Genomic DNA, 26,045 nt, shown 5'->3' with positions numbered 1-26,045 from the left:
GTCCACACTGTCCATACCGTCCACACCTATTTTTTTGATCTGAGTAACTGAGAACTGGGGCGGTGTGTTGGTACATGTACGCGCGCGAGGAATGGTGTGGACGGTCAGGACAGCGCTGTCGCAGTAGGCGGCAGGTCTGGTCAGTGGTTCGGACGGGTGTGGACGAAGCTGGAGAGGTCTGGTCAGAAGTCAGGTCCACTGGGGCCCTCCTGCCTTGACCGCTGTACGGTTGCCAGCCAGTCATCGATTGCGAGGCCAGGCCTGAACCACCGGGGCTCCCGGCCGCCATCATCGGGCCAACGCCTGCGCTGCTGCTCCCAGCCCAGCGTCTTCATTATCGAGGCGACCCGCATCTGCTCGGGCTTGCCGTGCTTGCCAGGGTCCAAGCCGATGGCGTACGTCAGGAGGTTGTCGGTGGTCGCCCAGTCGATCTGCGGCGTCATCGCCAGTCGTGTCGGGTACTTGCTCGGCTCCATCCGAAGGTCGAGCCACTGCTCGACTCGCCCCTCCCAGCTGTCGCCCACGTACCTGCTGGCCTGCTTTTCCTTCGCGTCTGCCGGCAGCTCCCACCACTCGAACCCAGCGTTGAACATGGTCACAGCCTCGGCCCACAGCTGGTCGCGCAACGTCGCGATCTCTGCGATCTGCACGTCGCCGTCAGTTCGCACGGGGAGGAAGCGCCGCCCACCGGTCGGGTCGCGTAGGTACTGATGCTCGTTCGTGGTGCCGGCGAACACGCATTCGCGGCGGTAGGAGCGAGGCACGCGCTCGTAGGGCGCACGGAACTTGTCCACGCGCCTGGTGATGGCGGTCTTTACGCTGGTCACGTCGGCCTTCGAGAACGAGTCCATCTCGCCAATCTCGACGCCCCACGCACCTTGGATGACCTGGTAGAAGTCCTTTCCGCTCGGAGATTCGCTGGTCTCGACAAACCATTCGCTGCCGAAGATCGCGCGCAGGGCGCTCGACTTCCGCTTGCCCTGCTCACCTTCCAGCACCAGCATGAAGTCCACCTGTGCGCCCACGCTGGGCTGCTTGGCGTCTACCCACAAGATGCGAGCCACGGCACTTACCATGAAGCACTGCGCTGCGCGCAGGCTGTAGGCATTGTCCGCCGCACCGAATAGCTCAACGAGCATGCGCTCGACGCGGGGCACTCCATCCCATTGCAAGGCACCGAGGTAGTCCTTGATGGGATGACGGCGGTGCCGGCGTGCGACAGCGATGACAGCCTTCAGCACAAGATCATCGCTGCACTTCATCCAGTAGCGATCCGGGTGTTGCAGCCACGCCGCCAGCTCGTAGGCATCCGAGTCAATGAACTCATCCCTGCTTCCGCCTGTCCACGGTGGATCTCGGTGCAGCTTTACCTGATTACTGGAGTCGTTGAGCCACCACAGCCCCTTAAGCCGATCATCGTTCTCCATGATCAGAATCAGGTTGTGCAGCGTGCCCTCGACATTGCCATCGCGATTTCTGGTGAGGTGCTCCTTCCAGGCGTTGGGGTCTACCCCGCCACCGCCTGGCGGTGGCGCACCGCCACCATCGATCACTGTCATCCTGCGCCTTGTCCCCACGCTCATTGCCGCATTGCCTTTTCGTAGCCCCGCGCCAGGCGCAGGTATTCTCTTGCCCGCTCCCGGCGCAAGCGCCGAGAGTGCTCATATGGGTTATCCAGGGCGGCCTGCGCCGCAGTTCGGTAGGCGCGAGCAAGCTTCGCGTTGGAGTGCAGCAAACGCTCCTCCAGCCTCCTGTCATGCGCCATTGGCAGCCACCACGTCGACCTCAACGACCCGATTCGCCGCCCAAGCGGCGAGCTGCCGAGGCGTCCAGCCATCGCGTTCCAGTGCATCCGCAATGTCCCAACCATCTGGCTGGCCCGTCACATCCACAAAGCGGATGGATCTGGCGCCTGCCCGCTTCAGCAGCTGGGCGACTCCCGGCTTGAACTGATTTGCATCGTTGCTCCACCCCAACATTGCCTGCTGCCCAGGAACGTCGGCATCAGGCCAGAGCACGCAATCCCGGCCGGCCAGTGGTGACCAGTCCGCTTTCGTGACGGCCTTTCCGCCTCCCGCCCAGCTGATTGCCGCATAGCCAGGAAACGCTCGTGCCGCCACGTCGCGACACTTCTCTCCCTCTGGGATCAACACCGGCGCGTCGGGTTTCGCAGCCAGGGCATCCAGCCCATACAGCGGCCGTGCCCCGGGAAAGCTCTCAAGGCACCACTGTTTCTGCCCGGCCGGTCCGACACACCAGGTCACTTGCGGCGTCCACTTCTTCAGCTTGCGGCTGTCGTGGTCGATGAACTCACAACGCAGCACGTACCCAAGGATCTGCCCTTCCGCGTCGCGGTAGGGAAACACTCTGGCCGGCTTCATCCTGCGGAGCTTGTCGCGCTTGGCGTTCCAGATGGGCACCGTCCAACCGCTGTCAGTCAGCAATGAGGGGGCATCGTCAGGCACGGGCAGGATAGGCACCCACTTCACCCGCAATGACTCTTGGCTCGGGAGTTTCTTTCGCTCTGCCGCGACGCCCAACTTACCGCCACTGAGCTGTGCACATGCCTCAAGGAATCCGATCTGCAGGTGATGCACCAGAAAGCCGATCACGTCGTCATGCGCGCCGCAGCCGAAGCAGTGGTAGAAGCCTTTGACTTCGTTGACAGTGAAGCTCGGCGAGGACTCATCGTGAAACGGGCATAGCCCGCTGTACTCCCCACGACCAGCTGGCCTGAGCTTGACGTAACGGCCGATGACATCGGCGATGTTTGCCGACTCGCGTATTGCATCGGTGTCTACGCAACTGTTCGCCATCAGCGGCGCCTCGCGGCTTGTGATTCGCGACGCTCGATCATCCACCACTGCACCCGCAGGTACTCGGCAATTCGCTGCCGGCAGCCAACGCCACCTGTGCAAACGCCTGGCGCCTGGCAGGTTTCTGCGATCTGCTCGATCTGTGCGCGCCATTCTGACCGTGGCTGACCAGCAATCAGCAGGGCCTGGTGCAGACATCGATTCACACCCAACGGATACCTCCTTCATCGAGCTGGCGCTGTGCGCTATCTCTACGTTCGGTTTCTTGGCGAATGCGCTCACGTTCTGCCAGCGCTTCATCGCCTACTAAGCCCGGCACCGCGTCGGTCAACGCAAGTGCCGCCCGCTCCATCGCTTGCAGCGCAGCAGCGCTGGCCGGGCCACGCCTTCGATACATGGATCGATGGGCGTGGTGGGTTGCCACGTCAGTCCTCCATCCCCTGCTGTGCAGCCGCACGGCATGCGTTGCGCTCCAGCCTGAAGCAGAGCGTGCGCACTTCGCGGGACAGGTCCTGGATGCGATCAGCCTCTGGAATGCTCAGCCGTCGGTCGGCCAGTGCATCAATGCCCGCCCCAGCCAGTTGGCCTGTCAGTTTGTGCAGTTCGAGGAGCTTGCTCTGGATCGCCGCCAGCTCGTCAGGCCAACCGCCGACAGGTGGCGCTGGCACGTAATCCACCATCAAGCCGAACTGTCCAGCCAATGAGCACACCCAGTCGGTTGCCATTGCCTGCGTACCCACGAATCGCTGTAGGTACTCGGTGAGGATCTCGGCCATCTCCATGGAGACAGACTCGCCCTCGATTCCACGCAACTTCTTCCGCAGCGTCTCTGTAGTAATGGACTTTCCGCGACGCTTGCTCACGTGTGCAGCGGCGTCTTGCACACCACCTGGTGCGCAGGAAACTGCATTGTTTAGGGCGTCCCGCCAATGCAGATCAGAGCGAAGGCAAGTCATGCGCCCTCCCCCTGAAATGCCGAGCATTTCATCGTTCCATGCCGGCCGGTGCCGCCCTCAAAATTCCGGCTATGCCAGAGATCATCAGCTTCCCTCAGCGCATGCGCTTTCAGGCCATTCGATCCTTTGACGTTCGCACCGGGACAGGCGGCGTTGTTGCGGTCTTGTGGGCGCCCTTGCACTCCGAACGCCAGAAGGAGAATCATCGCCAGAAGCATCAGAACCACCCCGCCCTTGCGGAGCTGCTGCCGAATGAGGTGCAGGCGGTAATGCTGGTGCCCTCGAACCCAACCGAAGCGAGCTATGGCGATGCTTAGGGCAGGATCACGGGCTGGCATTAACGCCCCCCGCCGATCCGATGACTCTTTTGAAATAGCCCACGATTGCGCCGTCAGAATCACGCTCCCAGCGGACACCCGGGATCAGTTCTTCGGCGGTAACCTTTCCTCCGAGGGTATCGGCGCGCAGCGCTGCGTCCTGGTTCTCGGCCATCACCGAAGCAACCGCCCGCTCAATGGCGATCGCCACCTCCTCGGTCACACCATTCTTGCGCCAGTGATAGACGTAGCCCGTGGCGGGCTTGCCGGTAACCCGACGAGCCAGCTCACTTTGGGTGCCACAGATCGCAATAGCCCGTTGCAGAGGGGTCATGGAATGCCCGGTCACAAGAATTCTTGCGGTAAATTAGCGCAATCTTTCTTGCGAATCAACAGTGCAAGATTGCTTGCATGTTGATAGGTGAAATCACACGGGGCCTGATGGAGGCCCACGGGCTTGGTGTGGAGGCTCTTGCAGCCCGTGTCCGCGCAGCGGGCGCACCCAACGTGAAGTACCAGCACATCCAGCAACTGCTGGACACTCCAACCCGCCGCCCCCGGTACATCCCGGAGTTGGCGCGCGCGTTCGGCATGTCTGTTGAGCAGTTCCTGACCTGGGACAAGGGCGAGCCGCTCAGTGCCCTCTCAGCACCCCGTTCTGCACAATCTCAATCAGTGCAACTCGACGCCCCTACGCTTGCCGCGTCGTACCAACTTGTCCGCCTAGCCTGCCTTGCGCTCGGGTCTTCATTCGATCCAGAAGACGCGAGTGACGCCTCGATTGTCATCTTGGCTCACAACTACCTGGCCGCCCGTCAGGAGAAGGCAGTTACGCCAGACAACGTGGTCGACTTCACCGCACACCTGCGGAAGCGCCAGATTTCAAAGGGGGTTGATCATGAAGGAAGCGGCAGCACTGGAAGCTCTCGCGCAGGCACTCGCTAGCAAAGTTCGGCAGCAGGCACGGCCGCCCGACGCAAGGTGCCCACGACAGTGCCACGCGACAGCGTCAAATGACGCGATCGCCTTCGCGTACATCCGCAGGATTCGCCTGCTATGTGAAGCCTTCCAGCTGAGCTGGCTAGTCGACCAGCACCTGGTCCTGAGGCAACGCCTAACCGACCTTTCAGCGCAAGAGCTTCGTGCGTTGCTCTGCGAGATGGAAGAAGCAAGGGAAGCCATCATGGAAGGCTTCCCGCTTGAGCAAACTGGGCTCATCAAGAACATGGCTGAAGTGCTGCCGAACCCTTGACGAGGACAGTTACGGACTATGCCCGCCACGTTCCCGGATGAAGTCCTGTAGCGTCTGCGGCTCACGGTCATCTTTGGACGTGGCCACGCCTGCCACGTCCCCTGCCTCAATTCCTTGGTCCCTCAACCCCTGCCTAGCCAGCAGCCGATTGTTCCTGCGTTGCTCCTCGATAAGCACCCGCAGTAGCGGCTTGATGCCGAACACGGCAAAAGGCATGAGCAACCCCATAACCACCAATGCCAGCACGGCTAAGGCAACCAGCCAGACGCCCAGAGCGCCCAGTGTGCTGAAGAAGACTTCCATACAGCTCCCCTCCCTCCATAGAAGGCCTGAAGGTTAGCATTCGAGGGCGCATTCAGCTGCGGCGAGGACAGCCTCCTGGCCGGCACAAGTCCACTCCAATCGCATCGACGCAAGTTTTCTTGTTGACGAGGGCGCAAGTTTGTTTGTAGAGTCCGCCCTGCCAGCTGTGCAGCTGGCGGGCGACCGGCGGGTCGCCACGCTACTGGCCCCTCCCCTGGCCGGTAGCAGCCGCCCCCTCGGCCCCTGACCCGCCGGCGCCCTCCTTCGAACAGGAGCGCGCCATGTCTCATCGCTACGCCGATCCAAGCCCCTGCCTGCTGCCGTTGTTGGCCGTGAAGGCCCTGCGGGCAGTGGCAGCACGCGATCACAGCACCGCCCGAACCCTGTGGGTTCGCAGCAAGGGCGAACACAGTCGCAACCAGCTGCGCCGCTCCCGGCGCATGGGCGTTGCCAGCCTCCGCCTAGAAGCCTTCTCGCGGGACCTGTCGGCCGAGGTGCGGGCATGAGCGCGCTCACTGCAGCCGCGATCCTGCGCCGCCTTGATCGCGAGGCGTTCAGCCAGCTCTGCGCTGAGGCCGCCCGGCTAGCGGTCGAGAACGAGGAACTGCGGCAGCAGCTTTGGCTGGCGGAAGACGCCGCACGCGCTTGGCAAGAGGACGCGATGAACCTCCAGCAGGATCTTTGCGAAGCAACTGGCGGGCACCCCGGACTCACCGTCGATGGCTCGCTCGTCGTTGTACCGAACTGCGAATCGTCGGTCGAGGTGCGCGCATGAGCCGCTGCGCATTCGTCGGTGAAAGAGAACAGGTGCACCTCGTGCAGATGGCCGGTTCTTGCACCCTGACGATCACATATGACCAGGGCGAACGTCAGTTCTCGCTGGCCCTCCGCCGCAATGCGACCGCCCGACAGAAAGCGCGCGGCATTGATGGCGCCACATTGACCCAGCTCACCCTTCTACCGGACCACCTGATGGGCATTCGGAGGGACAACCGCGGCCATCTACTGCTTAAAGCGGATAGCACCATTTTCTGGGTACCCGAGAAGGAAGCCGAGGGCCTCAACAAGTGGCTCAACCTGTTGAACCGCCTGCTCCTCGCATCTGCTCAGTCCAGCACCGACGGAGCGACGCAATGAGCCGCCGCCTCCGTATCGCCTGGCTGGCAGTTGCACTTGTGGCTGCCGTTGTCGTGCCGCTGCGCATCGCCGAGATCCACGGCGCCCACGCCGACCGCAATGCGGCCAAGGCCCGCTGGGCAACCAGCAGTTCGGTGAGGGGCTGACCATGCGCCAGACCTCCCGCCCGCTGCCTGCATCGGTTCCCTCCTGCGGCCACGGCCATCGCCCGCAGATCGTCACCACCAGCGGCGCCCCCACCGGCCATCGCCTGGGGACGGCTTGCCCCGACCTGGTCCACATCGAGTGCCACCGCTGCGGCATCGCGACCCGGCCGGTTCCCTGCGACCGTGCCGCGTTGGCCGAGCTGCGCTGGACCGACAGCACCTTGGCCCACTACCGCATTCCGATCTCCCACCTCGCCCGCCACCGCGGCGAAGTGCTGGCCGAACTCGCCTCAGCCGCCCCTTCCACCTCCATCGCAGCCTGACCAGGAGACACGCTATGGCCGCCGCACTCAAGCCGAAAGAACGCGCCGCGCTGCTGGCAGCGCATGCCGCTTCGGACCACGCATTGCACCGCACCCGCGCCGGATTCGCGCCCACGAACCGACCGGAGAAGGTCTTCACGCGCCGCGTCATGAACTGGCTGGATGAGCGCGTCCTAATCCGGTACGACGACCCGCAGCTGCCGCGCAAGGCGACCCTGACCGATCTCGGCCTCGCTGCCGCAGAGGCCGAGATCGCGAGGGCACGCGACCTGGCGCTCACAGCATGAGCGTGCAGCCCATCCTGCCAGTGGAGCAGCAATTCGCCACCGGCCACCAGGGCGAGTCGCTCGTGCTGATGGTGTGCCAAGGCTGGCTATGGGCCGGCCTCTACACCGCTGCGCCCCGCGAGTCGCTCCTGAAGGTCGCCGCCAGCGCCAGCCGGAGCGTGGGGGTATCGCACCACTCGCTCACCCTCGGCGGCGTCACGTTTTCCCTCAACCGACTTGCCGCACAGGCCGCGCGCCGCTGGCTCGACCGCCAGGGCGTGCGTGTTCGGTCGATCTCCCCCAACCACCGCGCTACGCGCAGCACGCGAGGAATCCCCGCATGAGCCGTTCTGTTGTGATCTATGGGCCGCACCTGTGTGGCAAAAACGCCAACGCGCAGGAGCTGCGCGAACACTTCGGCCTGCAGTCCGTGATTGAAGACTGGGATGGGCACAGCAGTTATCCGCTGGATAACACACTGGTCCTGACCGAGAACCCCGATGCTGTCGCCGACAGCTCATCCAAGGTGATGCACCACGGCTGGGCCATGCGCGAACTGATTGCAGGAGCCCGCGCATGAGCGCCCGTCCACAGCAGACCGGACGCGCTTCTGAAGTGCGCAACGTCCTCGCCATGTTCCCGCAGGGCGCCACGGTCGAGCAGATCAAGACCGCTGGCCGCATCAACAGCACGCACCAGGCTATCGGCTACACGCTGAAGGGGTTGGCGCGCAGCGGCCAGGCCATCTGCCACCGCACGGGCGTGCGCGGGATCTGGCGCCTCTCCAGCCACACGCAACATGCAATCGCCCCGCTGCGCGCGGCACCTGCCCGGGTGCAGCCGGCCAGCACGCCAGGTCCGCTTACAGGCGTCAGTGACGCGGCGACCACGATCCGACACCGGGAACTGGACCGGCAGCAACTGGCCGACGACCTGGACGCCTTCCTCGCAGCGGGCGGGCACATCGAGGTGCTGGGGCACACCCCACTTCGCCCGCTGATGAGCCGTCACGCTGCCAACCACGGCAGCTATGCGGAGCGCATGGCAGCCCATGACATCGACTGAGGCTCGCATGAGCAGCGAATCGCACGCAGCTACCGTCATCGAGCCCGGCAGGCCCGGTAGCACCTATTCGGACGGCCCGGTATGGCATGCATTCGGCGTCAGTCGCGCCGCCTACCACGTAGTGCCGCGACGCACCCTGCAGTCGATGCCGGTCGAGTGGCAGGCGCGCTTTGTCGCGCTGATGGAGGAGGCACGTCTAGTGCTGCCGGATGAGGCATTCCCTGAGTACCAGGTGATTCGCATCGAAGGGGGCAAGTTCGCGTCGGACCCCAATCGCCGCTATCGCCACGCCGCGCCCTTCCCCCTTCGCATCGCTGGCGCCGAGCAGGCGTCACCGGTAGCGCCGCTCGCTGGCGCGTTCGTCAACACCGATACCCAATTCAAGCAGGCCCGCCGATGACCGAGAAACTTGCCACTCTCCCCACGAACTGCCCCGTTCTGCGCGAGGCATTCGAAACGATCAGTGCGATCGCTGTCGAGGCTGTCTGGCTGCCCAACCAAGCGAAGGCCATCACCCTCGCCCAGGCCCAGACCGCGCTGCGTGATCTGCATCATCGCCTGCCTCGCTTGCAAGATCTGCGCGTATTCGAAGCCGCCGTATCCGCGTACGTCACGACACTGCGTAGCAGCCTGCAGGACGGCGACACGCCGCTCTGCGATACCACCCGTGCCCGGCTGGCGCAGGCGACCGAATTGCTGAAGCTGGTCAGGAATCAGACGCGCACCGTGGTCGACCCGGCCGACCCGTGGCGGGGCCTGTACCACCCGAGTCGCCTCCCAGCGCGCAATGCCTACGGCGAGATCCTGTGCCATCCGGACGTGCCGGCGTGGGCCGACGGTCGCGAGGTGTCGCTGCGGCCGCTGTTCCTTGCGCAAGGCTTCGACCTTGTCGTGGTTGAGGGCGAATTTTCCGAGCAAGGTATCGGATCGGGCGTCTACAGCGCCGCGCAGGAGCTGCACAACTGGAACCCAGCTTCACCAGGCGAGGATTGGCGGCTTGCATGGCTGGGCGAGACCGAGGATGGCCTTGCAGCATGGTTCGTACGGCCCTTGGCTATCGCCGCCCGTGATGCAATTGGAACTCACCCATGAATACCGCGCTGGCGTACAACGCAGTCCTATGCTTGGTTCGGCAGATCTGCGAGGCACTGCTCGGGCAGCCGGCCCTCACGCGTGTCGAGATAGCAGCAAAGATGGGGACGATATCCTGCACTAGCCCTTCTGCTGAAGCTATCCGCCTATACCCGCAGCCCTGCCCGAACAGGTCATTGTTCTTCGTGCAAGGAGGAAATGTCCGGGTCCGAACTCCCAGAATCGCTCAATGCCACCTCTGCACGTTCGACAGACTCAGCCTGAGGGAGTGAAACATGCTTACACACAGTCGCTGCGGGATTCACCTTTCGATCCTGGACCATCCGCTCCACTTGAATGCCGGCATACCAAGCAAAGCCGCAAGAGATTGCAAGCCCGAAAAAGAGCCCCGATTGCTTCAAGCTGCTGAGTACTGCACCCGTGCGCTCATGATGTGCCTTTACGAGCACTGCCGTTGCTGTAATGGTCAAACCGAGCAACACAAAAAATGCCAGAACGAAGAGCAACAACGTGTTCCAAGGCCAGATCGTGTTCAACTCGGACAGAACATATCGTCCAAACGCGTACGAACCCGTAACGTAAACCGCTGCCGAACCGTACACAGCCTTGTCATTCAACCATTTAGTCACAGCGCCAGTGGCCATTCTTCTCGCTCTCCATTATTACGATGGTTGGATCGGGTTATCTCGATGCAGCATAGACGAGAAAAGCAACGAATGCAGAAATGCCCGCACCGCTTGGACGACTGCACCATTGCGATAGCTCTAGGCGTGACGGCGGAGTTCAGCGAGACCAAGAAATGCAACAACTCGCTCTCAATCAGCGGCCCACTGGAGCCACGCTCGACTCACGCGCTCGCAGGCACTGATGCTCCGGAGCGGTCCCAGTCGGGCGACAAGCTATGCCTCTGCTACAAGGAAGAATCCGACGCCAACTATGGCCAGCTTGACCAGCAAGGCGACGCAAAGAGAAGTAACCATACCGTACCTTTTTCGACCGCTCGCGAAGTCACCAGACCACACGTCGGCAACGACCATGCTGGGACGCAGCATCATCAAGTCCGCCTAAGGGACCGAGAAGACCCCGCCACCAATTACCACAACACAGGATTTCACGGTCTCCGGCCTTTCGTCGCTCGACTCTGGCAAATACGGGCTGAAGGAACCTACCGACAGCGGGTACTGCGGGCGAAGCATACAGTGCCGCCGCGCCACGCTATTGCCACTCCTTTAGGAGGGGGCGTTCCTACGCCCGGACTCCCGACCCAACTGGTCCTGGTTCCATGATTGGAGAAGTTCTCCAGTTTCAGGATCTGCAGGAACTCTGCCGGCCTGGCGAACGGCCGCGCCTGTCCACTGTGGAAGCGTGGGCTCGCAAGGAAGGGATTCGCTACAAGTACGACGGCAAGGGCGGCATCTGGACCACCGCTGCCGCGATGAACGCAGCACTCGGCCTGCAGCAGGCCTCCAACGACACCTATGGAAACGACGTCATCTGATGGCACCTCGACCGCGAAAACACAATCCGTCCATCCCGACGCACATCGACCAGACGAAGATCCCAAAGGGCGTTTACTGGGATGCGACGGGCCGTGGCCGCTGGTACGTCTTCGAAGCCGCGACAGGCATTGATGGCCCCCGGAAAGCTCGCCGAACGGTCGCGGGCCCCCAAGCCAAGCTCTCCGAGTTGCATGGACTCATGGAGTCAGCAGAAGGCACCGGAACCGTTGAATGGGTCTGCACTCAGTACCACGACAGCGCCAAGTTCAAGGGGCTCGCGGCTGGCACACGTGCGGACTACGAGTCGGCGCGCAATGTTCTAGTGGGCTACCCCACGAACCTGGGCCTGCCGTTCGGCAAGCTCCAAGTCAACAAACTGCGGAATCACAATTTCCAGCGCCTTATTGATCGGATCGAATCTGCAGGAACACCCACCAAGGCAAACAAAGTGCTGCGCTACTCACGGCTAGTGTTCCGCTGGGCATTGAATCGGGGCATCGTGAACCATAATCCTGCCCAGGGACTTGAGCAGGCGAAGGAGCGTAGGCGTCAACGTCTTCCTACCGATGAAGCCTATGCCAAGCTGATAGCGTTCGCGCGCGAACGCTCCACGCGAACGGCGAGGACAGAGGGTTCAGTACCGCCATACCTATGGATGATCATGGAGCTGGGCTACCTTTGTAGACTGCGCGGCATTGAGACGCTCACACTCACCGAAGCGCAAGGCACGACTGAAGGGCTGCACACCAATCGCCGGAAACGCAGTCGCGATAGCCTGGTGGAGTGGACGCCAAGGCTGCGAAGTGCATGGGATGCCGCGATCACGCGCCGTGACTCCATCATTGACCGCCATAGCCTGCCGATACAGATGCGGACTGACCAGCGCTACCTCTTCCTCGCCGAGCATGGCGAGCCATTGCAGAAAAGCAGCCTGGATAGCACGTGGCAACGCTTCGTTCATCTCGCAATTGGAGCAGGAGTGATCTCAGCCGAAGAGCGCTTCAGCCTCCACGATCTGAAGCGGAAGGGCGGGACCGACACAGCTGGGAACCGAGGGGAGCGACAGGATGCGCTGGGGGTCACAGACGCGATGATGAAGGTCTACGACAAGAGCATCCCTAGGGTGAAGCCCGCCGGCCGAGAGAACCAATAAGCAAAACGCGCCCGACTAATGGCAAAATGACAGCGAACCGGATTAGAAAAGTACCCATGCCCTCCAAGCGACGCGCCCCCATCAAGATCGCGCAACGTACGCCGCCATTCTTGAAGTGGCCGGGCGGAAAGCGGTGGTTCGTCGCTCAACATCTTGATCTGTTCCCGACGACATACAATAGATATATTGAGGCATTCACGGGTTCAGCATCCGTATTCTTTGCGCTACGACCTTCGCGCGCCATTCTTTGCGATTCTAACGAAGAGCTAATTGCCACCTACAGAGCCGTGAAGTCGCGCTCAAGGAAAGTCGTGGAGGCATTGAAGCAGCATGCGATCAGGCACTCGGACGAGTACTACTACGAGGTTCGCGAAGACATGCCCACCGATGCAGTCGCACGCGCCGCCCGCTTAATCTACTTGAACCGCACTTGCTTCAATGGCATTTACCGCGTTAACAGAAAAGGACAATTCAACGTCCCCCGCGGCTCTAAAGATACCGTACTGCTCGAGTCGGACAACTTCTCATCTATTGCCGCCGCACTGCGAAAAGCAGAGCTGATATCCGGTGATTTTTCAATTGCCATTAATAGAGCAACGGAAGGTGACTTGGTTTTTGCCGACCCACCGTACACGGTCCGCCACAACAATAATGGATTTTTGAACTACAACGAGAACATATTCTCTTGGAGCGATCAAATACGTCTCGCAGATTGTTTGGCGCGGGCAATGGCAAGAGGTGCGTTCGTGGTCAGCACGAACGCCAATCATGAATCTGTCCGCGATCTTTACAAAGATCGCGGATTCGAGTGCCGAACCACTAGCCGCTTCAGTGCCATCTCGGGAACCGGGAAGGATCGCGGTCAATACGAAGAGCTAATCGTAACCAGCCCTCTATAGTGGTAGCGCCCATCCCACAAATCCTTCGGGCCTTGAGAGCAGCGCGGACGTTTGAGCCAGGCCACGAGCCCATGCCGACGCTGGGAGGTTCGTCGAATCAATTTCGTCGAACTCTTCGAGCGCTTCCTCATAGTCGATAGAAATTTCAGAGGGAGTGCCGTGGACGTCCGGATTGTAGAGGCCACCACTTTCAAGCCAGTAGACCAACCAATTTTTGCAGTGCTGATTTGCTCCCGCGCCCAAGCCATCGGCGAGCGCAAGAGTCGCGATGCGCAGAAGAAAGAGCGCCCTGCTTACAACGTTCACGACCTTTGTTTCGGGTGCCGAAGCATGCTCAAACAACTGGGTATCCACTTCGGCCCTAAACACCTCCTCCAACGTTGATTTGGACACACCAGTATTTGCCGAGGTTTGGTCAATCACACGTTCAAGAATGCTCATTCTGTCAACTACGCGCGCCTCCCTAACTCCCTGCTCAACAGCACTCGTCAAGTAGCGCTCAACGAAGTATCGAACGAGAGTGGCATCGAAGACTACGCCACCGCCGTTATCCATGAGCAGCGTCCAAATTCTGCGAACGAGATCAACGGTTTCCGCACCAATAGAAGGGCTTGGAAAACGAGATTTGGCGTTATAGCTCGCGGTGTTGCGTGCCTTGTGGTCCTTCTCTCCCCGGGCCAAATCGTAACCCCACGCCCCCAAGAGGGCGCCAGAGCTGGAGGGAATGAGGGCCAGATCCGAAAGAGATATGCCAGAAATTACAGGCATATTCTTGCCCATCAAATCATGGGCGTACTCCGTTTTGACCCACTCGTCCCACAACGACCACACCAAGGGATGAGTGCGGTTTCCGGCACCTATCAAGCTAAACGGCACCCCGTTTCCATGCTCATCGATGAGAAAGCTCTTGCCCAAGCTAACTCGAATTCCGCTGCCTGCGAAGATAGATAGCACGGCGCGCAGCTGCGCATAGTAAGCGAAATGCGTGGCGTTATCGCCAGCATTGCACAGCACGGCCCTCACAGCGGCGCCCATGTACTGCCAGGCTTCCGTGAGATGGGATACCTGCTCGCCTGCCACGAGCGTAGCGTCGAGATTAGCCGATTGGTCTAAGACAGCCCCTCTTCCAGTCACCGGGCCGAGCTTGGCAAGCGCTTCAGCAACCGGCTTGTGAGCCGCAAGCGTGCATACCTCCGCTGCGCTCATTTCCCCCGCTTTGCTCTTGCCTTTCGCTTTTGATTTAGCCTTACCCTTCTTACTATGAAAGCCACTCATTCGATGCCCACCAAGTAGGCAACCTGCTTAGCAGCCTTGGAGACATCCGAGTTCTTGGCATCCATCAACACTCGCAAGCAAGTCTGCTGTAGGGCCGTGTACCCGCTGCTGCCTCGATAGCTGCCTTGACGCAGTTTTTCTTCTTCCGTCAGAGTCGGTTCTTTAGACGTACGCCAGTCCATCGAACCGTCAACTAATTGTCTAGAAACGGCTCGAAGATACTGCATGATTTCACTACGGCCCGTAAGTGACTTGTGGGCTTCGGTTATGGCCGCATCACTCATGGTTTCTTCGATTGTCTCAACTTCCCACTCCTCCAGCCCCAGCTGAGAGTAGGAAACCTGACACATAGCATTGAATATGTAGGAAATCGCGCGCACACCCTGATCGGTGGCCAGCAAGGTGTGCGGGCCCGCGAACGCGGCGTCCAGGTCATCAGGATTAGCGCGCTGTCTGGCATCGCCATCAATGCGCGCATATGCATTGCGACATGCAACCGCCCATTTGACCGTCGTTTTTGAGGTCTCCTCCAACAACGATTGCCATATGACCAGAAGAAATGCCGCCTGCTGTGCACGAGTCCATTCGAGAATCCGCTCGCCGCCGTCGCCCTTGGTAGAACCGAACAAGCCGCCGATGCGGTGTTCCGCTCCCCAACGTCGAATAAAGGTAGACATCAGCGTTCGAATGAAGGCAGCGTTCGACACATGTCCGTCGATTCGGTTGCCGAGCAGCTCCACACGTTGACGCCAAGCACTCTTCCTATGGCGCCACAGCGCCTCAGTCAACTCCTGAGCACGATGCTCGCGATAGACCTTGAGATTTTCACCCTCTTCAAGCCATGACTGGTTTCGCAACTCCGGATACAGGTCGAACGCCAAGCTCGGATTGATCTTCTTGGGCTCAACGTTGATTACCCAAAACAAATATGCCTGCCACGAGTTCGTCAGCCCATGGAAGAAGACAACGGGAACCTCGTACTCTCCTGCCAACATATCCAGTTCGTCGACCGCGAAGATTCGATGCTGACCGTCAATGATCTCCAATGGCTCCAGGGCGCCAGCCTGACCTAGCTGAACGTCAGGCACGCTTAGAACAAAGCTGCCGCCTCTTCCCTCTTTTACTTGAATGGCATGCTCCGCCCGCAGTGTCGCCTTCTTGCCATGGCGACGGCGCGTTTCTTCGGGCTTAATGATGTTTACTAGGATGGCAGTTGGTAGCCAGCCTGGATGGATCAAGTTTCTATGCTCTTGGGGCTTGATACCCGAAGAAGAAGAGATCGGGAATCCCCACTCCATGTACCTGGCAATCTTTCCGGATCTCTCAGCCTCATGGGCGCGCTGGTAGCCGCCGTCACCAGGTTTGCGCTCCTCAACGACCTGCCTGCGACTGACGCCTGCAAGACGGCGAAGTTCCGCGATGGGAATTGAACCCATGAAGAAGTGATCTGCCGGCTTAGGCAGGTTCGCGGCGCTGTAGTCCGCTTGGTCCCAACTCGTCAGCCACTGTCTGACCTTGATCAGTGGAAATTCTTTACTCACGTGGCCCCCTGAGACCGTCCGTTACCTCAAGTGAAGGCGAGTGTACCAGCGATACCAGTGCCTGTTTGAGGCGCGAATTACGGACCATTTTACGGAGCCAACAAAAAAGGCGACCTACCGGTCGCCTAAGTCGTTGATGCAATTGGTGGGCCGTGAAGGATTCGAACCTTCGACCAAAAGATTAAAAGTCTTCTGCTCTACCGACTGAGCTAACGGCCCATTGCACTGCCCCAGCCTTTCGGCGGGGTGGGCATTCTACCCTACTTTGCCGGGCCGGGTGAAACCCTGGTGCGTCGAGGTTGCCGGCCAGCGGCCGGCACTACCCCGATCTGGGCCGCCGGCTTAAACCTTCCGGGCCTCCGTCGCATCCCATCTGTGATCCTTCCCCGGAGCCACGGATGCGCCTGCCCTTCTGCCCCATTGCCGCCCTGCTTGTGCCCTGCGCAGCACTGGCCGCCCCGCCCCAGGTCGTCACTGATGATATCGGCCGCTTCTGGGCTACCTATGACGCCGTGCGCACCGAGCCCGACGTTGAACGCCAGGTCGCACTGGTGCAGGAGCGCTACATCGATCCAGGCAGCCCCGGCCTGCATGCGCTGATGCAGGTCCGCAACTACACCGCCCGCGAATACGCCACGGCCATGCGTACGTGGCCGCGCTTCTGGACGTCGGTACGGCCATTGACCGCCAACGCGCAGCAGGCCAGCGCCACACTGGAACGGGACCTGACTGCCTTCCGTACGCTCTACCCCGCCCTGCGCCCTGCCACCATCACCTATGCGGTCGGTGTTCTGCGTACCGGCGGCACGACGCTGGGTGACAAGGTGCTGATCGGAGCGGAGATGGCGCTGGGCGATGAGCGCGTGGACGTGAGCGAGCTGCCGGAGCCGATGCGCAGCCGCCTGCGGATCTTCTACGACAGCCGTCCGGGGGCGAACAACGCGCAGAACAACCTGCACGAGTACGTGCATACGCAGCAGCGCGAGACCACCGGCAGCCTGGCCCAGTACGCGGTGCGCGAGGGTGTGGCCGAGTATGTGGCGGAGCGACTGAGTGGGCGCCGGCCGGCATTATCCTTCTACGACTACGGCGCAACACACGAAGCGGAAATCCGCACACGCTTCATTGCTGAGATGAACGGGGAAAATCTCGACAACTGGCTCTACAACAGCGCCCGCAATCCGTTCGGGGTGAGTGATGTGGGGTACTACGCCGGGTATCGCATCGCGCAGGGGTACATGCGGCAGCAGGCCGATGAGAAGGCGGGCATCGCGCGGATGATCGAGCTGGACTATGCCGATCCGAAGGCGGTGCGGGCGTTTATTGACGCGTCGGGGTGGTTGCGGCAGCGGTAGGCCAAGGAGTGCGAACCAACGGTTCGCACCCACCGAGAGAGTGATTGCGCGGTCAGGCGTACAGCGTCGGGTCGGCTACGCCGGCCTCGGCAAAGCCCTGCGCGCGCAGGCGGCAGGCATCGCAGTGGCCGCAGGCGGCGCCGTTGGCGTCGGCGTTGTAGCAGGACACGGTCAGGCCGAAGTCCACGCCCAGGCGCACACCTTCGCTGACGATCTGGCCCTTGCTGAGGAACTGCAGCGGTGCGTGCACCTTGATGCCCGCGCCTTCCACGCCCGACTTGGTGGCCAGGTTGGCCAGCGCCTGGAACGCGGCCACGAATTCGGGACGGCAGTCCGGGTAGCCGGAGTAGTCCACGGCGTTGACGCCGCAGAAGATGTCGTTGGCGCCGAGCACTTCGGCCCAGCCCAACGCCAGCGACAGCATGATGGTGTTGCGCGCCGGCACGTAGGTGACCGGAATGCCGGCACCGCCGGCCTCGGGCACGTCGATGTCGTCGGTCAGCGCCGAGCCGCCGATGCTGCGCAGGTCCACGTCCACGGTCTTGTGCGCGATAACGCCCTGGGCCTTGGCCACGCGGGCGGCGGCATCCAGTTCGGAGGTATGGCGCTGGCCGTAGCGCACGCTCAGGGCATGCACGGCGAAGCCCTGTTCCTGGGCCATGGCGATGACGGCGGCTGAATCCATGCCGCCGGAGAGAAGCACGACTGCCTTCTTCATGGGTAAAACATCCGGTTGGGAGGGGAAAGCCAGCACGCTGTCCCGCGCCGGAGCTACATCAGGGAACGCTGCCTGGGCTCATCGGCCCGGCTCGTCGTTCCACAGGATTTTATGCAACTGCATCTGGAAGCGCACCGGCAGCCGGTCCTCGACGATCCAGTCGGCCAGCTGGCGCGCGGTGATCTCACCCTTGCTCGGCGAGAAGAACACGGTGCAACGCTTCACCAGATCGTGCTCGGCCAACAGGGACTTGGCCCAGTCGTAATCCTCGCGGCTGCAGATGACGAACTTGATCTGGTCGCGGGCGGTCAGCAACGGCAGGTTGTCCCAGCGGTTGCGCGCCACTTCGGCCGAACCCGGGGTCTTGATGTCGACCACGCGCGATACCCGGGAGTCCACGGCGCTGACGTCCAGCGCACCGGAGGTTTCCAGCGAGACATCCATGCCGGCGTCGCACAGCTTCTGCAGCAGTACCAGGCAGCGCTTCTGTGCCAGCGGCTCGCCACCGGTCACGCAGACGTGGCGCACGCCCTGGGCCAGCACCTCGGCCACGATGTCGTCGATGTCCCACCAGGTGCCGCCATGGAAGGCATAGGCGGTGTCGCAGTACTGGCAACGCAGCGGGCAGCCGGTCAGGCGCACGAACACGGTCGGCCAGCCGGCGGTATCGGCTTCGCCCTGCAGCGAGGTGAAGATCTCGGTGATCTTCAGGCGTGGCAGCGGCGACTGCACGATCTCGCTGGGCGTGGCGGCGGCGCTGGACGGGGTAACGGCGGTCATGGCGGGGACTTCTTGGTGGGACACGTGGCGGGTGGGCTACCGTGGCCGGTAACGAAAGCAGCCGAGCATGGCTCGGCTCTACAACTGCAGCCGGTCGGGTGTGGCCCAGCCGGTAATGCAAGCCGCCGGGCATGGCCCGGCTCTACCGGATCCGGGCGGGTTTGCCGGTCCGGAAACGAAAGCAGCCGAGCGTGGGCTCGGCTCTACAGGACACGTATTGTACGCCCGGTCAGCGGATCAGCGAATCTGCTTGCCGAGGCGGATCGACTGCAGGCGGTCCTGCGCGGTGCGCGCGGCGTCCGAGCCAGGGTACTGCGCCACGACGGTCTCCAGCGTCTGCTGGGCCTGGTCGACCTTGCCCTCGCCATACTGCGAGAGGCCGACCTTGAGCAGGCCGCCAGCGGCCTTGTCGTGGGTCGGATAGCGCGAGAGCAGTTCACGGAACTGGGTCTCCGCCATCGGGAAATTGCGGGTGGCGTAGTAGCTCTCGCCCAGCCAGTACAGCGCGTTCGGCGCGTAGACGCCGTTCGGGTACAGCTGCAGGAAGCTCAGGAACAGCTGCGCCGAATCATCGTACTTGCCGGCCTTCAGCGAATCGAAGGCGACGTTGTAGGAGGTGCGCTCGTCGCCGGTGGCGGCAAGGCTGCCGGCATCACCATGGACGGAAGGCGGCCGCTCGGAAGTGGCCGCCGCTGCGGGTTTTGCCGGGGCCGGGGCGGCCTTCGGCGCGCTCGCCGGAACGGGCGGCAGGGCCGGGGCGGCATTGCCCCCTTCCAACCGGTTCAGGCGGCTGTCCAGATCCAGGTACTGGTCCTGGGCGGACTGCTTGAGCTGGGCGTTGTCGTGCTGCAACTGCTCGATCGAGGCCTGCAGGCTGGTGACCTGCTGCCGCAGCTGATTGATCTGGTTCAACAGGTCCTGGTTGGCACTGTTGTTGTACATCTGCTGCTCGATCGCGCCAACGCGGTCGGCCAGGCTCTGTCGCTGTGCATGCGCCGGTGCGGCAGCCACGAGGGCTGCCGCAACGACCAGCATCAGTTTGATGCCAATACGCATGGATTACTGCGCGGTGTAGACGATTTCGACGCGACGGTTCTGCGACCAGCAGGACTCGTTCGACTCGGTGCAGACCGGACGCTCTTCACCGTAGGACACGACGGTCAGCTGCGAAGCCGAGCCACCGTTGGCCTGCAGGGCCGAGTTGACGCCGTTGCCACGACGCTCGCCCAGGGCCTGGTTGTACGCGCGCGAACCGCGCTCGTCGGTGTGGCCCTGCAGGGTGATGCGCGAGGACGGACGGTCACGCAGGTACTTGGCGTGGCACGCCATGATGGCCTGGAACTCCGGCTTCACGTCTTCCTTGTCCAGGTCGAAGTAGACAACGCGCTGGCGCAGGCAAGCGTCGGTGTCCAGGTCGCCCGGGCCGTACAGGCCGGAGGTCGACGGAGCGGTCGGGGTGGTGGTCGAGGTGCCGGTGTCAACCGGGGCTGCCGGCTCTTCCTTCACCTTCTTCGAGCAACCGGCCAGGACGGCCACAGACAGCAGGGAAACAAGCAGAACGCGGGTGGACTTGTTCATGGCGATACCTTTGTGGCTCCTAGGCCGATGAGGGGTTCAAGACAGCGAAAATATTAACACTCTTTTAGCGCTGGGTACGGTATGGGGACCATGCCGGTTCGCGCACATCTCCGTCAGCCAGAACCAACCGCTGGCGCACGCGCGCATCGGCAGAAACGGCGTACAGCACACCACGGCCACCCTCGCGGGCGGCGTACAACACCATGCTTGCGTTGGGCGCAAAGCTCGGAGATTCATCCAGCGAACCCGGGGACAGCGTGCTCCAGCGGGGCGAACCCAGCGAGCTGTCCATCATCGCGATCTTGTAGCTGTTGCCCGAGCCCTGGGCGACGGCGATCTTCTTGCCATCGTAGGACACCGAGGGCTTGGCGTTGTAGTTGCCCTGGAAGGTCACGCGTTCGGCACTGCCGCCGCCCGCACCGACCTTGTACACCTGCGGACGGCCGCCGCGGTCGGAGGTGAAGTACACCGCGCTGCCGTCCGGTGCCCAGGTCGGCTCGGTATCGATGGCGAAGTGGTTGGTCAGCTGGGTCAGCTGCTTGCTGCCCAGGTCCATCACGTAGATTTCCGGGTTACCCGAACGCGACAGGGTCAGGGCCAGCTTGCGGCCGTCCGGCGAGAACGCCGGGGCGCTGTTGATGCCGCGGAAGCTGGTGACCAGCTCACGCGCACCGGTGCCGATGTTCTGGATGTAGATGGCCGAATTGCCACGCTCGAAGCTGACGTAGGCCAGCTTGCTGCCATCCGGGCTCCACGACGGCGACAGCAGCGGCTCGGCCGAACGCACGATGGTCTGCGGGTTGTAGCCATCGGAGTCGGCCACCATCAGCGCGTAGCGCATGGCGTCGCCCTTGCCGCTGGCGGTCACGTAGGCGATGCGGGTCCAGAAGGCGCCACGGACACCGGTGATCTTCTCGTAGATGGCATCGGCCATCTGGTGGGCGACGTCACGCATGGCGTTGCCACGGGCGGTCATCGCCAGGCCCAGCAGGCGCTCGCCCTTCGGTACGTCGAACAGTTCGTACTCGACACGGTAGGCGCCGGCACCAGCGTCGAGCACGCGGCCGACCACGATGTAGTTCTGCTTCAGCGCGCGCCAGGTGGCGAACTGGATGTCGCCGCCCCGCACGGGCTTTTCGACGATCTGTGCTTCCGGCAGCGTGCGGAACTGGCCCGAACGCTCGAGGTCGGCGCGGACCACCCCGGCGACGTCGGTCTGCGGTGCAGCCGCCGAACCCTGGTAGGGCATCGGCACGATGGTGATCGGCAGCGCGGAGGCATTGCCGCCGATGATGTCGATATCCAGCCCCTTCTGCTGCGCGACGGCAGCAAAGGGCAGCAACAGGGCCGCAAACACGGCAAGCCAGCGAGGCATCTTTTTCATGGAGCGCTCAATAGGGGGAAACCGGAACGAGGGATAACAAAGCGGGAGTGAACCGCTTCGCAATCATGAACCAAGGGTACGTGAATTCCGGGTCAGTTCCAGCCCGTCCTCTCACGCACCGTTAACGTCGTGGCTAACATCGCACCGCCTGCCCCGGCCACACCGCCCCGCAGGGTGGTATTCCACAGCAGCCCCCAGCTTGCCCGGCTGAAACCGGGCCCGCCAGAGGCAGGCGCGACATCCGTGGGCGCAGGTGGCCCGATGGCCACCCAGCCCTGCCCGCCTCAGCGATCCTGGGCGGTAAAGGTGAAGTTGAGCGTGCGTGCGAACACAGACTCGAAGCCGCGGTACGGCAGCGGCTGCGCGTTGAGCACGGCGGCCTCGATCGAACGCTTGCCGGCCTCGTCGTACGGGCAGTTCGGGCTGACCTTGGCCTGCATCACCGTGCCCCCCGGAATCTGGGTGATGGTGATCTGGCAACGCTGGCCGAGCGGCACCGTATCCGGGCGCACCCACTGCGACAGCACCTTGGCCTGGATCGCGGCCGCGTACTTGGCCGAAAGATCATCGCTGTTGCCACCGCCACCGGCGGCCGGCTGGGAGGCACCGCTGGAACCGGCAGCGGCACTGCCGGCAGCATTACGCGCGGCTGCCACCTGGCGCAGCTTCTGCTCGGCCAGCTTGGCTTCCTTCTCGGCCTGCTCGCGGCGGGCGCGGATCTCGGCGATCTTCTTCTGCTTCTCGGCCTCGGCCTTGTCAGCCGCCACGCGCTCCTGCTCGGCCTGCTTCTTCTTTTCGTCCGCTTCCTGCTGCTTGGCCAGGCGCAGCTTCTGCTCCGCTTCTTCCTGGCGCTTGCGTTCGGTCAGGTCGATCTGCTCCTGCCGACGCTTGGCTTCCTGTTCCTGCTTGGCCTTCTCCTGCGAGATGGCCAGCGCGCTCACCGCTTCCTGGTCCTTGGTGTCCGGCTGCGCGACACGCTCCTGCGCCTGTTGCTGCTGCGGCGTGGGGGCGTCCTGCGGGCGCGGCTCGGGAATCGGCTGCGGCGGCGGGATGGTGTCTTCCGGCACCGGGATCGGCTCGGCCACCGGCGGCGGCAGGTCCTCCAGCTTCTCCGACTGGCGCAGGGCCTGGCGCGCGGCGGAGGCCTCGGACGCGGACAGCGCCAGGCTGGCCTCGACCGAGGGGTCGCCGGCGGCGGCATCGGTGTTGCGCTCGGGCGACCAGAACCAGGCCACGATGAACACCAGCGCGACCAGCAGGTGCACCAGCAACGCCAGCGCCAGGGGCAGGCCCCAGCCGGGTTCGCGCTGATGCGGGGGTGGCAGGGCGTCAGCGTGCATCGGTGGCCAGGCCTACCTTGTCTACCTTGGCGCGCTTGATCACATCCATTGCAGCAATGACCTTTTCATAGGCCACGGCGCGGTCGGCGGCGACGATCACGCGCACGCCCTTGTCCTGGGCGGCGATGCCGGCCAGACGGCCTTCCAGTTCCTCGGCCGACACGGCGGTCGGGTCCTTGGCGTCGGGCAGCTTCAGGCTGAGCTGGCCGTCCTGGCGCACCGAGACGATCACCGGATCCTGCTTGCTCTCCAGCGCCTTGGCGTTGGACTGCGGCAGGTCGACGTCGAAGCTCAGGGTGAGCAGCGGTGCGGTGACCATGAAGATGATCAGCAGCACCAGCATGACGTCGATATAAGGAACGACGTTGATTTCCGATTTCAGCTTGCGGCGCTTGCGGCGACCGATGGCAGCGGACATGGCTTGGACTCCCGGGTCAGGCGCTTACTCGTCGCCAGCGCTCTGGCGCTGCAGGATGGAGCTGAACTCTTCGGCGAAGGTCTCGAACCGCACCGACATGCGCTCCACGCGCGTGGTGAAGCGGTTGTAGGCCCACACCGCCGGGATCGCCACGAACAGGCCGATGGCGGTGGCGAACAGTGCCTCGGAGATGCCCGGCGCGACGGCGGCGATGCCGGCCTGCGCACCGCTGCTGATCATGTCGTGCATGGTCACCATGATGCCGAACACGGTACCGACCAGGCCCACGTAAGGCGCGGTCGAGCCGATGTTGGCCAGCAGTTCCAGGTTGCGCTCAAGCTGGTCCACTTCGCGGGTGTAGGTGGTGCGCATGGCACGCTGTGCGCCTTCCAGCTGGGCGCGACCGTCCAGGCGGCGCTTGTCGCGCAGGCGGGTGTACTCGCGGAAGCCGGCTTCGAAGATGGCTTCCAGGCCGCCGACATTGCGGCTGCGGTCGGTGGCCGAGCTGTACAGCTTGCCCAGGTCCGCACCGGACCAGAAGCGGTTCTCGAACTCGTCGGCTTCGCGGGTGGCCTGCTTGAACACGCGGGCCTTGCGGAAAATGATCACCCAGCTGACGAACGAGCCGACCAGCAGCAGCAGCACGATGATCTTCACCGGCAGGCTGGCCTTGGCCATCAGTTCGAGGTAGTTGATGCCGCCGCCAGTGGTGGCCTGGGCAAGGGTCTGTGTCGCGGCATTGCTGACGTCGGCCGGCAGTGCCTCGGTGACCGTGGCCTGCAGGGCCAGGAGCGTTGCGATCATCCGTTGTTCCTCAGTGTTCGGATTCGGGGTGGAGGTGGGGTTGCAGCACGGCAAGGACGGCCTCGTCCATGCCACGCGGGCGGAAACTGGCCGCTTCCAGTGCGGCGATGCGGACCTGCGCCGACAGCAGCAGCTCGCCGTCGCGCAGGATCTGCTGGTCGAAGACCATGCTGGCCTTCTTCAGCTGGACCAGGCGGGCACTCACCTGCAGGGTGTCATCCAGCCGTGCCGGCTTGATGAAATCCATCTGCATCGAGCGCACCGCGAAGACCATCCCGTGCTCGGCGCGCATGCGCTCCTGGCCGTAGCCCAGCGCACGCATCCATTCGGTCCGGGCCCGTTCCATGAAGGCCACGTAGCGGGCGTGGTAGACCACGCCACCTGCGTCGGTATCTTCCCAGTAAATGCGTGTCGGCCAACTGAATCGGGGCTCAACCGACATCGGGAACCTCCGCGAACAGGTCCTGCGGCGGGTTCTTCGGCTTCAGGCCCATGTGCCGGTAGGCCTTGTGGGTGGCCATGCGGCCACGCGCGGTGCGCACCAGGAAGCCCTGCTGGATCAGGTACGGCTCGACCACGTCTTCCAGCGTGCCGCGCTCTTCAGACAGCGCCGCCGCCAGCGATTCGATGCCGACCGGACCGCCGTCGAAGTAGTCGACCATGGTCTTGAGCAGGCGCCGGTCAAGCTCGTCGAAGCCCTCCGGGTCGACCTTCAGCATCTTCATCGCGGCCTGGGCCACGGCCTCGTCGATGTGGCCGCCGGCCTTCACCTGCGCATAGTCGCGCACGCGGCGCAGCAGGCGGTTGGCGATACGCGGGGTGCCACGCGCGCGGCGCGCGATCTCCCCTGCCCCATCGGCCGTGCAGTCGATGGTCAGGATGGCTGCCGAGCGGCGCACGATCCGGGTCAGCTCCTCGACGCTGTAGAACTCCAGGCGCTGGACGATGCCGAAGCGGTCGCGCAACGGCGCGGTCAGAAGGCCAGCACGGGTGGTGGCACCGATCAGGGTGAACGGCGGCAGGTCGATCTTGATCGAGCGGGCGGCGGGGCCCTCGCCGATCATGATGTCGATCTGGAAATCTTCCATCGCCGGGTACAGCACTTCTTCCACCACCGGCGACAGGCGATGGATCTCGTCGATGAACAGCACATCGTGCGGCTGCAGGTTGGTCAGCAGCGCGGCGAGGTCGCCGGCCTTTTCGATCACCGGGCCGGAGGTGACCCGCAGGGCCACGCCCAGCTCGTTGGCGATGACATGGCTGAGGGTGGTCTTGCCCAGGCCGGGCGGCCCGAAGATCAGCACATGGTCGAGCGCGTCGCCGCGCCCCTTGGCCGCCTGGATGTAGATCTCCATCTGCTCGCGCACCGGCACCTGGCCGAGGTAGTCGGCAAGGCGCTTGGGGCGGATGCTGGCGTCGGCGGCGTCATCCTCGCGGGTGGCGCCGGCGCCGATGATGCGGTCGTCGGTCATGTGCTGATTATGCGGCAAAAGCGCGGGTTTCGGCCGGGCTGCGCCCGGCACCCGCAGAAGCAACTGCAACGGCCGGAGCAACAGCCAAAGCTGAGTTCCTGGGGAATGGCGGGGTGGGTCCGCTTGCGGGGGACGCTGCAAGTACGTCCATGTAAG

General features: G+C 63.1%; 37 protein-coding genes and 1 tRNA gene. 18 read left to right on the top strand and 20 right to left on the bottom strand.

The window, feature by feature from the left end; genetic code table 11:
* Positions 1-182: 182 nt before the first annotated feature.
* The 4 genes from QRO95_RS12505 to QRO95_RS12490 all read right to left on the bottom strand — a co-directional run bounded on the left by QRO95_RS12505 (position 183) and on the right by QRO95_RS12490 (position 3,679).
* Positions 183-1,559 (bottom strand): VapE domain-containing protein, encoded by a 1,377-nt coding sequence (locus tag QRO95_RS12505; RefSeq protein ID WP_285302695.1) that lies wholly within the window; start codon positions 1,557-1,559, stop codon positions 183-185.
* A gap of 195 nt (positions 1,560-1,754) precedes the next feature.
* The gene (locus QRO95_RS12500; RefSeq protein WP_285302694.1) at positions 1,755-2,816 is read right to left on the bottom strand and encodes a CHC2 zinc finger domain-containing protein; all 1,062 of its coding nucleotides are present in this window, start codon (positions 2,814-2,816) and stop codon (positions 1,755-1,757) included.
* Between the two features lie 202 nt (positions 2,817-3,018).
* Positions 3,019-3,240 (bottom strand): hypothetical protein, encoded by a 222-nt coding sequence (locus QRO95_RS12495; RefSeq protein ID WP_285302693.1) that lies wholly within the window; start codon positions 3,238-3,240, stop codon positions 3,019-3,021.
* Between the two features lies 1 nt (position 3,241).
* Entirely contained in the window at positions 3,242-3,679 is a 438-nt protein-coding gene (locus QRO95_RS12490) for a hypothetical protein (protein WP_285302692.1), read from the bottom strand.
* 164 nt (positions 3,680-3,843) lie between these two features.
* On the opposite strand from QRO95_RS12490, the gene QRO95_RS12485 reads away from it, so the two are divergent.
* Positions 3,844-4,089 (top strand): hypothetical protein, encoded by a 246-nt coding sequence (locus QRO95_RS12485; RefSeq protein ID WP_285302691.1) that lies wholly within the window; start codon positions 3,844-3,846, stop codon positions 4,087-4,089.
* Between the two features lie 7 nt (positions 4,090-4,096).
* Here the strand turns inward: QRO95_RS12485 and QRO95_RS12480 are convergent, their stop codons facing one another.
* A complete protein-coding gene (locus tag QRO95_RS12480; protein WP_285302690.1) occupies positions 4,097-4,423 on the bottom strand; it encodes a hypothetical protein in 327 nt (108 codons plus the stop codon).
* A gap of 77 nt (positions 4,424-4,500) precedes the next feature.
* Here QRO95_RS12480 and QRO95_RS12475 point away from each other — a divergent pair, with 77 nt between their 5' ends.
* Both QRO95_RS12475 and QRO95_RS12470 read left to right on the top strand, forming a co-directional pair.
* Complete coding sequence (locus QRO95_RS12475; protein ID WP_285302689.1) at positions 4,501-5,034, top strand: hypothetical protein; 534 nt, start codon at positions 4,501-4,503, stop codon at positions 5,032-5,034.
* Positions 4,988-5,341: a hypothetical protein gene (locus tag QRO95_RS12470; RefSeq protein ID WP_107380196.1), complete on the top strand. Its 354-nt coding sequence runs from the start codon at positions 4,988-4,990 to the stop codon at positions 5,339-5,341. Before QRO95_RS12475 ends, QRO95_RS12470 begins: the two co-directional genes overlap by 47 nt.
* Positions 5,342-5,350: 9 nt before the next feature.
* On the opposite strand, the gene QRO95_RS12465 is transcribed toward QRO95_RS12470, so the two are convergent.
* Entirely contained in the window at positions 5,351-5,644 is a 294-nt protein-coding gene (locus QRO95_RS12465; protein ID WP_057500288.1) for a hypothetical protein, read from the bottom strand.
* A gap of 281 nt (positions 5,645-5,925) precedes the next feature.
* Between QRO95_RS12465 and QRO95_RS12460 the strand changes: the two genes are divergently transcribed.
* Genes QRO95_RS12460 through QRO95_RS12410 form a run of 11 tightly spaced genes read left to right on the top strand, consistent with a single transcriptional unit; the run spans position 5,926 to position 9,673 of the window.
* Positions 5,926-6,150, top strand: a complete 225-nt coding sequence (locus tag QRO95_RS12460; protein WP_032969469.1) for a hypothetical protein — start codon at positions 5,926-5,928, stop codon at positions 6,148-6,150.
* A complete protein-coding gene (locus tag QRO95_RS12455) occupies positions 6,147-6,419 on the top strand; it encodes a hypothetical protein (RefSeq protein WP_285302688.1) in 273 nt (90 codons plus the stop codon). Before QRO95_RS12460 ends, QRO95_RS12455 begins: the two co-directional genes overlap by 4 nt.
* A complete protein-coding gene (locus QRO95_RS12450) occupies positions 6,416-6,781 on the top strand; it encodes a hypothetical protein (protein ID WP_285302687.1) in 366 nt (121 codons plus the stop codon). The genes QRO95_RS12455 and QRO95_RS12450 overlap by 4 nt, the downstream gene beginning before the upstream one ends.
* Entirely contained in the window at positions 6,778-6,927 is a 150-nt protein-coding gene (locus QRO95_RS12445; RefSeq protein WP_285302686.1) for a hypothetical protein, read from the top strand. Before QRO95_RS12450 ends, QRO95_RS12445 begins: the two co-directional genes overlap by 4 nt.
* A gap of 2 nt (positions 6,928-6,929) precedes the next feature.
* Complete coding sequence (locus QRO95_RS12440; protein ID WP_004152669.1) at positions 6,930-7,250, top strand: hypothetical protein; 321 nt, start codon at positions 6,930-6,932, stop codon at positions 7,248-7,250.
* Between the two features lie 14 nt (positions 7,251-7,264).
* Positions 7,265-7,537 (top strand): hypothetical protein, encoded by a 273-nt coding sequence (locus QRO95_RS12435; protein ID WP_049400536.1) that lies wholly within the window; start codon positions 7,265-7,267, stop codon positions 7,535-7,537.
* On the top strand, positions 7,534-7,860 hold the full coding sequence (locus QRO95_RS12430; protein ID WP_285302685.1) for a hypothetical protein: 327 nt from the start codon (positions 7,534-7,536) through the stop codon (positions 7,858-7,860). The genes QRO95_RS12435 and QRO95_RS12430 overlap by 4 nt, the downstream gene beginning before the upstream one ends.
* Positions 7,857-8,096: a hypothetical protein gene (locus QRO95_RS12425; RefSeq protein ID WP_285302684.1), complete on the top strand. Its 240-nt coding sequence runs from the start codon at positions 7,857-7,859 to the stop codon at positions 8,094-8,096. The genes QRO95_RS12430 and QRO95_RS12425 overlap by 4 nt, the downstream gene beginning before the upstream one ends.
* Positions 8,093-8,581: a hypothetical protein gene (locus QRO95_RS12420; RefSeq protein ID WP_285302683.1), complete on the top strand. Its 489-nt coding sequence runs from the start codon at positions 8,093-8,095 to the stop codon at positions 8,579-8,581. The genes QRO95_RS12425 and QRO95_RS12420 overlap by 4 nt, the downstream gene beginning before the upstream one ends.
* A 7-nt stretch (positions 8,582-8,588) precedes the next feature.
* Positions 8,589-8,981, top strand: a complete 393-nt coding sequence (locus QRO95_RS12415; protein WP_285302682.1) for a hypothetical protein — start codon at positions 8,589-8,591, stop codon at positions 8,979-8,981.
* On the top strand, positions 8,978-9,673 hold the full coding sequence (locus QRO95_RS12410; RefSeq protein ID WP_285302681.1) for a hypothetical protein: 696 nt from the start codon (positions 8,978-8,980) through the stop codon (positions 9,671-9,673). Before QRO95_RS12415 ends, QRO95_RS12410 begins: the two co-directional genes overlap by 4 nt.
* Positions 9,674-9,846: 173 nt before the next feature.
* Here the strand turns inward: QRO95_RS12410 and QRO95_RS12405 are convergent, their stop codons facing one another.
* Entirely contained in the window at positions 9,847-10,317 is a 471-nt protein-coding gene (locus tag QRO95_RS12405; RefSeq protein ID WP_285302680.1) for a hypothetical protein, read from the bottom strand.
* Between the two features lie 638 nt (positions 10,318-10,955).
* Between QRO95_RS12405 and QRO95_RS12400 the strand changes: the two genes are divergently transcribed.
* From QRO95_RS12400 to QRO95_RS12390, 3 genes are read left to right on the top strand one after another with little or no spacing between them, the layout of a single operon-like run.
* Positions 10,956-11,171 (top strand): hypothetical protein, encoded by a 216-nt coding sequence (locus tag QRO95_RS12400; protein ID WP_285302679.1) that lies wholly within the window; start codon positions 10,956-10,958, stop codon positions 11,169-11,171.
* Complete coding sequence (gene xerC / locus QRO95_RS12395; RefSeq protein WP_285302678.1) at positions 11,171-12,325, top strand: tyrosine recombinase XerC; 1,155 nt, start codon at positions 11,171-11,173, stop codon at positions 12,323-12,325. The genes QRO95_RS12400 and xerC overlap by 1 nt, the downstream gene beginning before the upstream one ends.
* A 56-nt stretch (positions 12,326-12,381) precedes the next feature.
* The gene (locus QRO95_RS12390; RefSeq protein ID WP_285302677.1) at positions 12,382-13,224 is read left to right on the top strand and encodes a Dam family site-specific DNA-(adenine-N6)-methyltransferase; all 843 of its coding nucleotides are present in this window, start codon (positions 12,382-12,384) and stop codon (positions 13,222-13,224) included.
* On the opposite strand, the gene QRO95_RS12385 is transcribed toward QRO95_RS12390, so the two are convergent.
* From QRO95_RS12385 to QRO95_RS12375, 3 genes are all read right to left on the bottom strand, one after another.
* The gene (locus QRO95_RS12385; RefSeq protein ID WP_285302676.1) at positions 13,219-14,499 is read right to left on the bottom strand and encodes a hypothetical protein; all 1,281 of its coding nucleotides are present in this window, start codon (positions 14,497-14,499) and stop codon (positions 13,219-13,221) included. The two genes, QRO95_RS12390 and QRO95_RS12385, sit on opposite strands and share 6 nt — an antisense overlap.
* On the bottom strand, positions 14,496-16,040 hold the full coding sequence (locus tag QRO95_RS12380) for a hypothetical protein (RefSeq protein WP_285302675.1): 1,545 nt from the start codon (positions 16,038-16,040) through the stop codon (positions 14,496-14,498). The genes QRO95_RS12385 and QRO95_RS12380 overlap by 4 nt, the downstream gene beginning before the upstream one ends.
* A gap of 143 nt (positions 16,041-16,183) precedes the next feature.
* Positions 16,184-16,259 (bottom strand) — tRNA-Lys (locus tag QRO95_RS12375).
* Positions 16,260-16,438: 179 nt separating this feature from the next.
* Here QRO95_RS12375 and QRO95_RS12370 point away from each other — a divergent pair.
* Positions 16,439-17,395: a DUF2268 domain-containing putative Zn-dependent protease gene (locus QRO95_RS12370; RefSeq protein WP_285302674.1), complete on the top strand. Its 957-nt coding sequence runs from the start codon at positions 16,439-16,441 to the stop codon at positions 17,393-17,395.
* Between the two features lie 52 nt (positions 17,396-17,447).
* Here the strand turns inward: QRO95_RS12370 and queC are convergent, their stop codons facing one another.
* The 10 genes from queC to ruvB all read right to left on the bottom strand — a co-directional run bounded on the left by queC (position 17,448) and on the right by ruvB (position 25,889).
* A complete protein-coding gene (gene queC / locus QRO95_RS12365) occupies positions 17,448-18,113 on the bottom strand; it encodes a 7-cyano-7-deazaguanine synthase QueC (protein ID WP_032128525.1) in 666 nt (221 codons plus the stop codon).
* Between the two features lie 78 nt (positions 18,114-18,191).
* A complete protein-coding gene (gene queE / locus QRO95_RS12360; RefSeq protein ID WP_049422912.1) occupies positions 18,192-18,893 on the bottom strand; it encodes a 7-carboxy-7-deazaguanine synthase QueE in 702 nt (233 codons plus the stop codon).
* A 237-nt stretch (positions 18,894-19,130) separates the two neighbouring features.
* On the bottom strand, positions 19,131-19,949 hold the full coding sequence (gene ybgF, locus QRO95_RS12355; RefSeq protein ID WP_010481611.1) for a tol-pal system protein YbgF: 819 nt from the start codon (positions 19,947-19,949) through the stop codon (positions 19,131-19,133).
* A gap of 3 nt (positions 19,950-19,952) precedes the next feature.
* Complete coding sequence (gene pal, locus QRO95_RS12350; protein WP_032128527.1) at positions 19,953-20,471, bottom strand: peptidoglycan-associated lipoprotein Pal; 519 nt, start codon at positions 20,469-20,471, stop codon at positions 19,953-19,955.
* Positions 20,472-20,535: 64 nt separating this feature from the next.
* Positions 20,536-21,855, bottom strand: coding sequence for a Tol-Pal system beta propeller repeat protein TolB (gene tolB / locus QRO95_RS12345; RefSeq protein ID WP_032128528.1), 1,320 nt, complete (start codon positions 21,853-21,855; stop codon positions 20,536-20,538).
* Between the two features lie 284 nt (positions 21,856-22,139).
* A complete protein-coding gene (gene tolA / locus QRO95_RS12340) occupies positions 22,140-23,195 on the bottom strand; it encodes a cell envelope integrity protein TolA (RefSeq protein ID WP_005410750.1) in 1,056 nt (351 codons plus the stop codon).
* Positions 23,185-23,613 carry a protein TolR gene (tolR, locus tag QRO95_RS12335; RefSeq protein WP_049400778.1) on the bottom strand — a complete coding sequence of 143 codons (429 nt, stop codon included), beginning with the start codon at positions 23,611-23,613 and terminating at the stop codon, positions 23,185-23,187. The genes tolA and tolR overlap by 11 nt, the downstream gene beginning before the upstream one ends.
* A 24-nt stretch (positions 23,614-23,637) precedes the next feature.
* On the bottom strand, positions 23,638-24,417 hold the full coding sequence (tolQ, locus tag QRO95_RS12330; protein ID WP_006438802.1) for a protein TolQ: 780 nt from the start codon (positions 24,415-24,417) through the stop codon (positions 23,638-23,640).
* 10 nt (positions 24,418-24,427) lie between these two features.
* The gene (gene ybgC / locus QRO95_RS12325) at positions 24,428-24,859 is read right to left on the bottom strand and encodes a tol-pal system-associated acyl-CoA thioesterase (RefSeq protein ID WP_071229045.1); all 432 of its coding nucleotides are present in this window, start codon (positions 24,857-24,859) and stop codon (positions 24,428-24,430) included.
* Entirely contained in the window at positions 24,849-25,889 is a 1,041-nt protein-coding gene (gene ruvB, locus QRO95_RS12320; RefSeq protein WP_285302673.1) for a Holliday junction branch migration DNA helicase RuvB, read from the bottom strand. Before ruvB ends, ybgC begins: the two co-directional genes overlap by 11 nt.
* Positions 25,890-26,045 lie beyond the last annotated feature (156 nt).

This window comes from Stenotrophomonas maltophilia group sp. Smal13 (assembly GCF_030236855.1).
In the GTDB taxonomy this organism is placed as follows: domain Bacteria; phylum Pseudomonadota; class Gammaproteobacteria; order Xanthomonadales; family Xanthomonadaceae; genus Stenotrophomonas; species Stenotrophomonas maltophilia_A.
The sequence above is the reverse complement of the archived record's forward strand: the minus strand, read 5'-3'. Positions and strand labels throughout refer to the sequence as shown.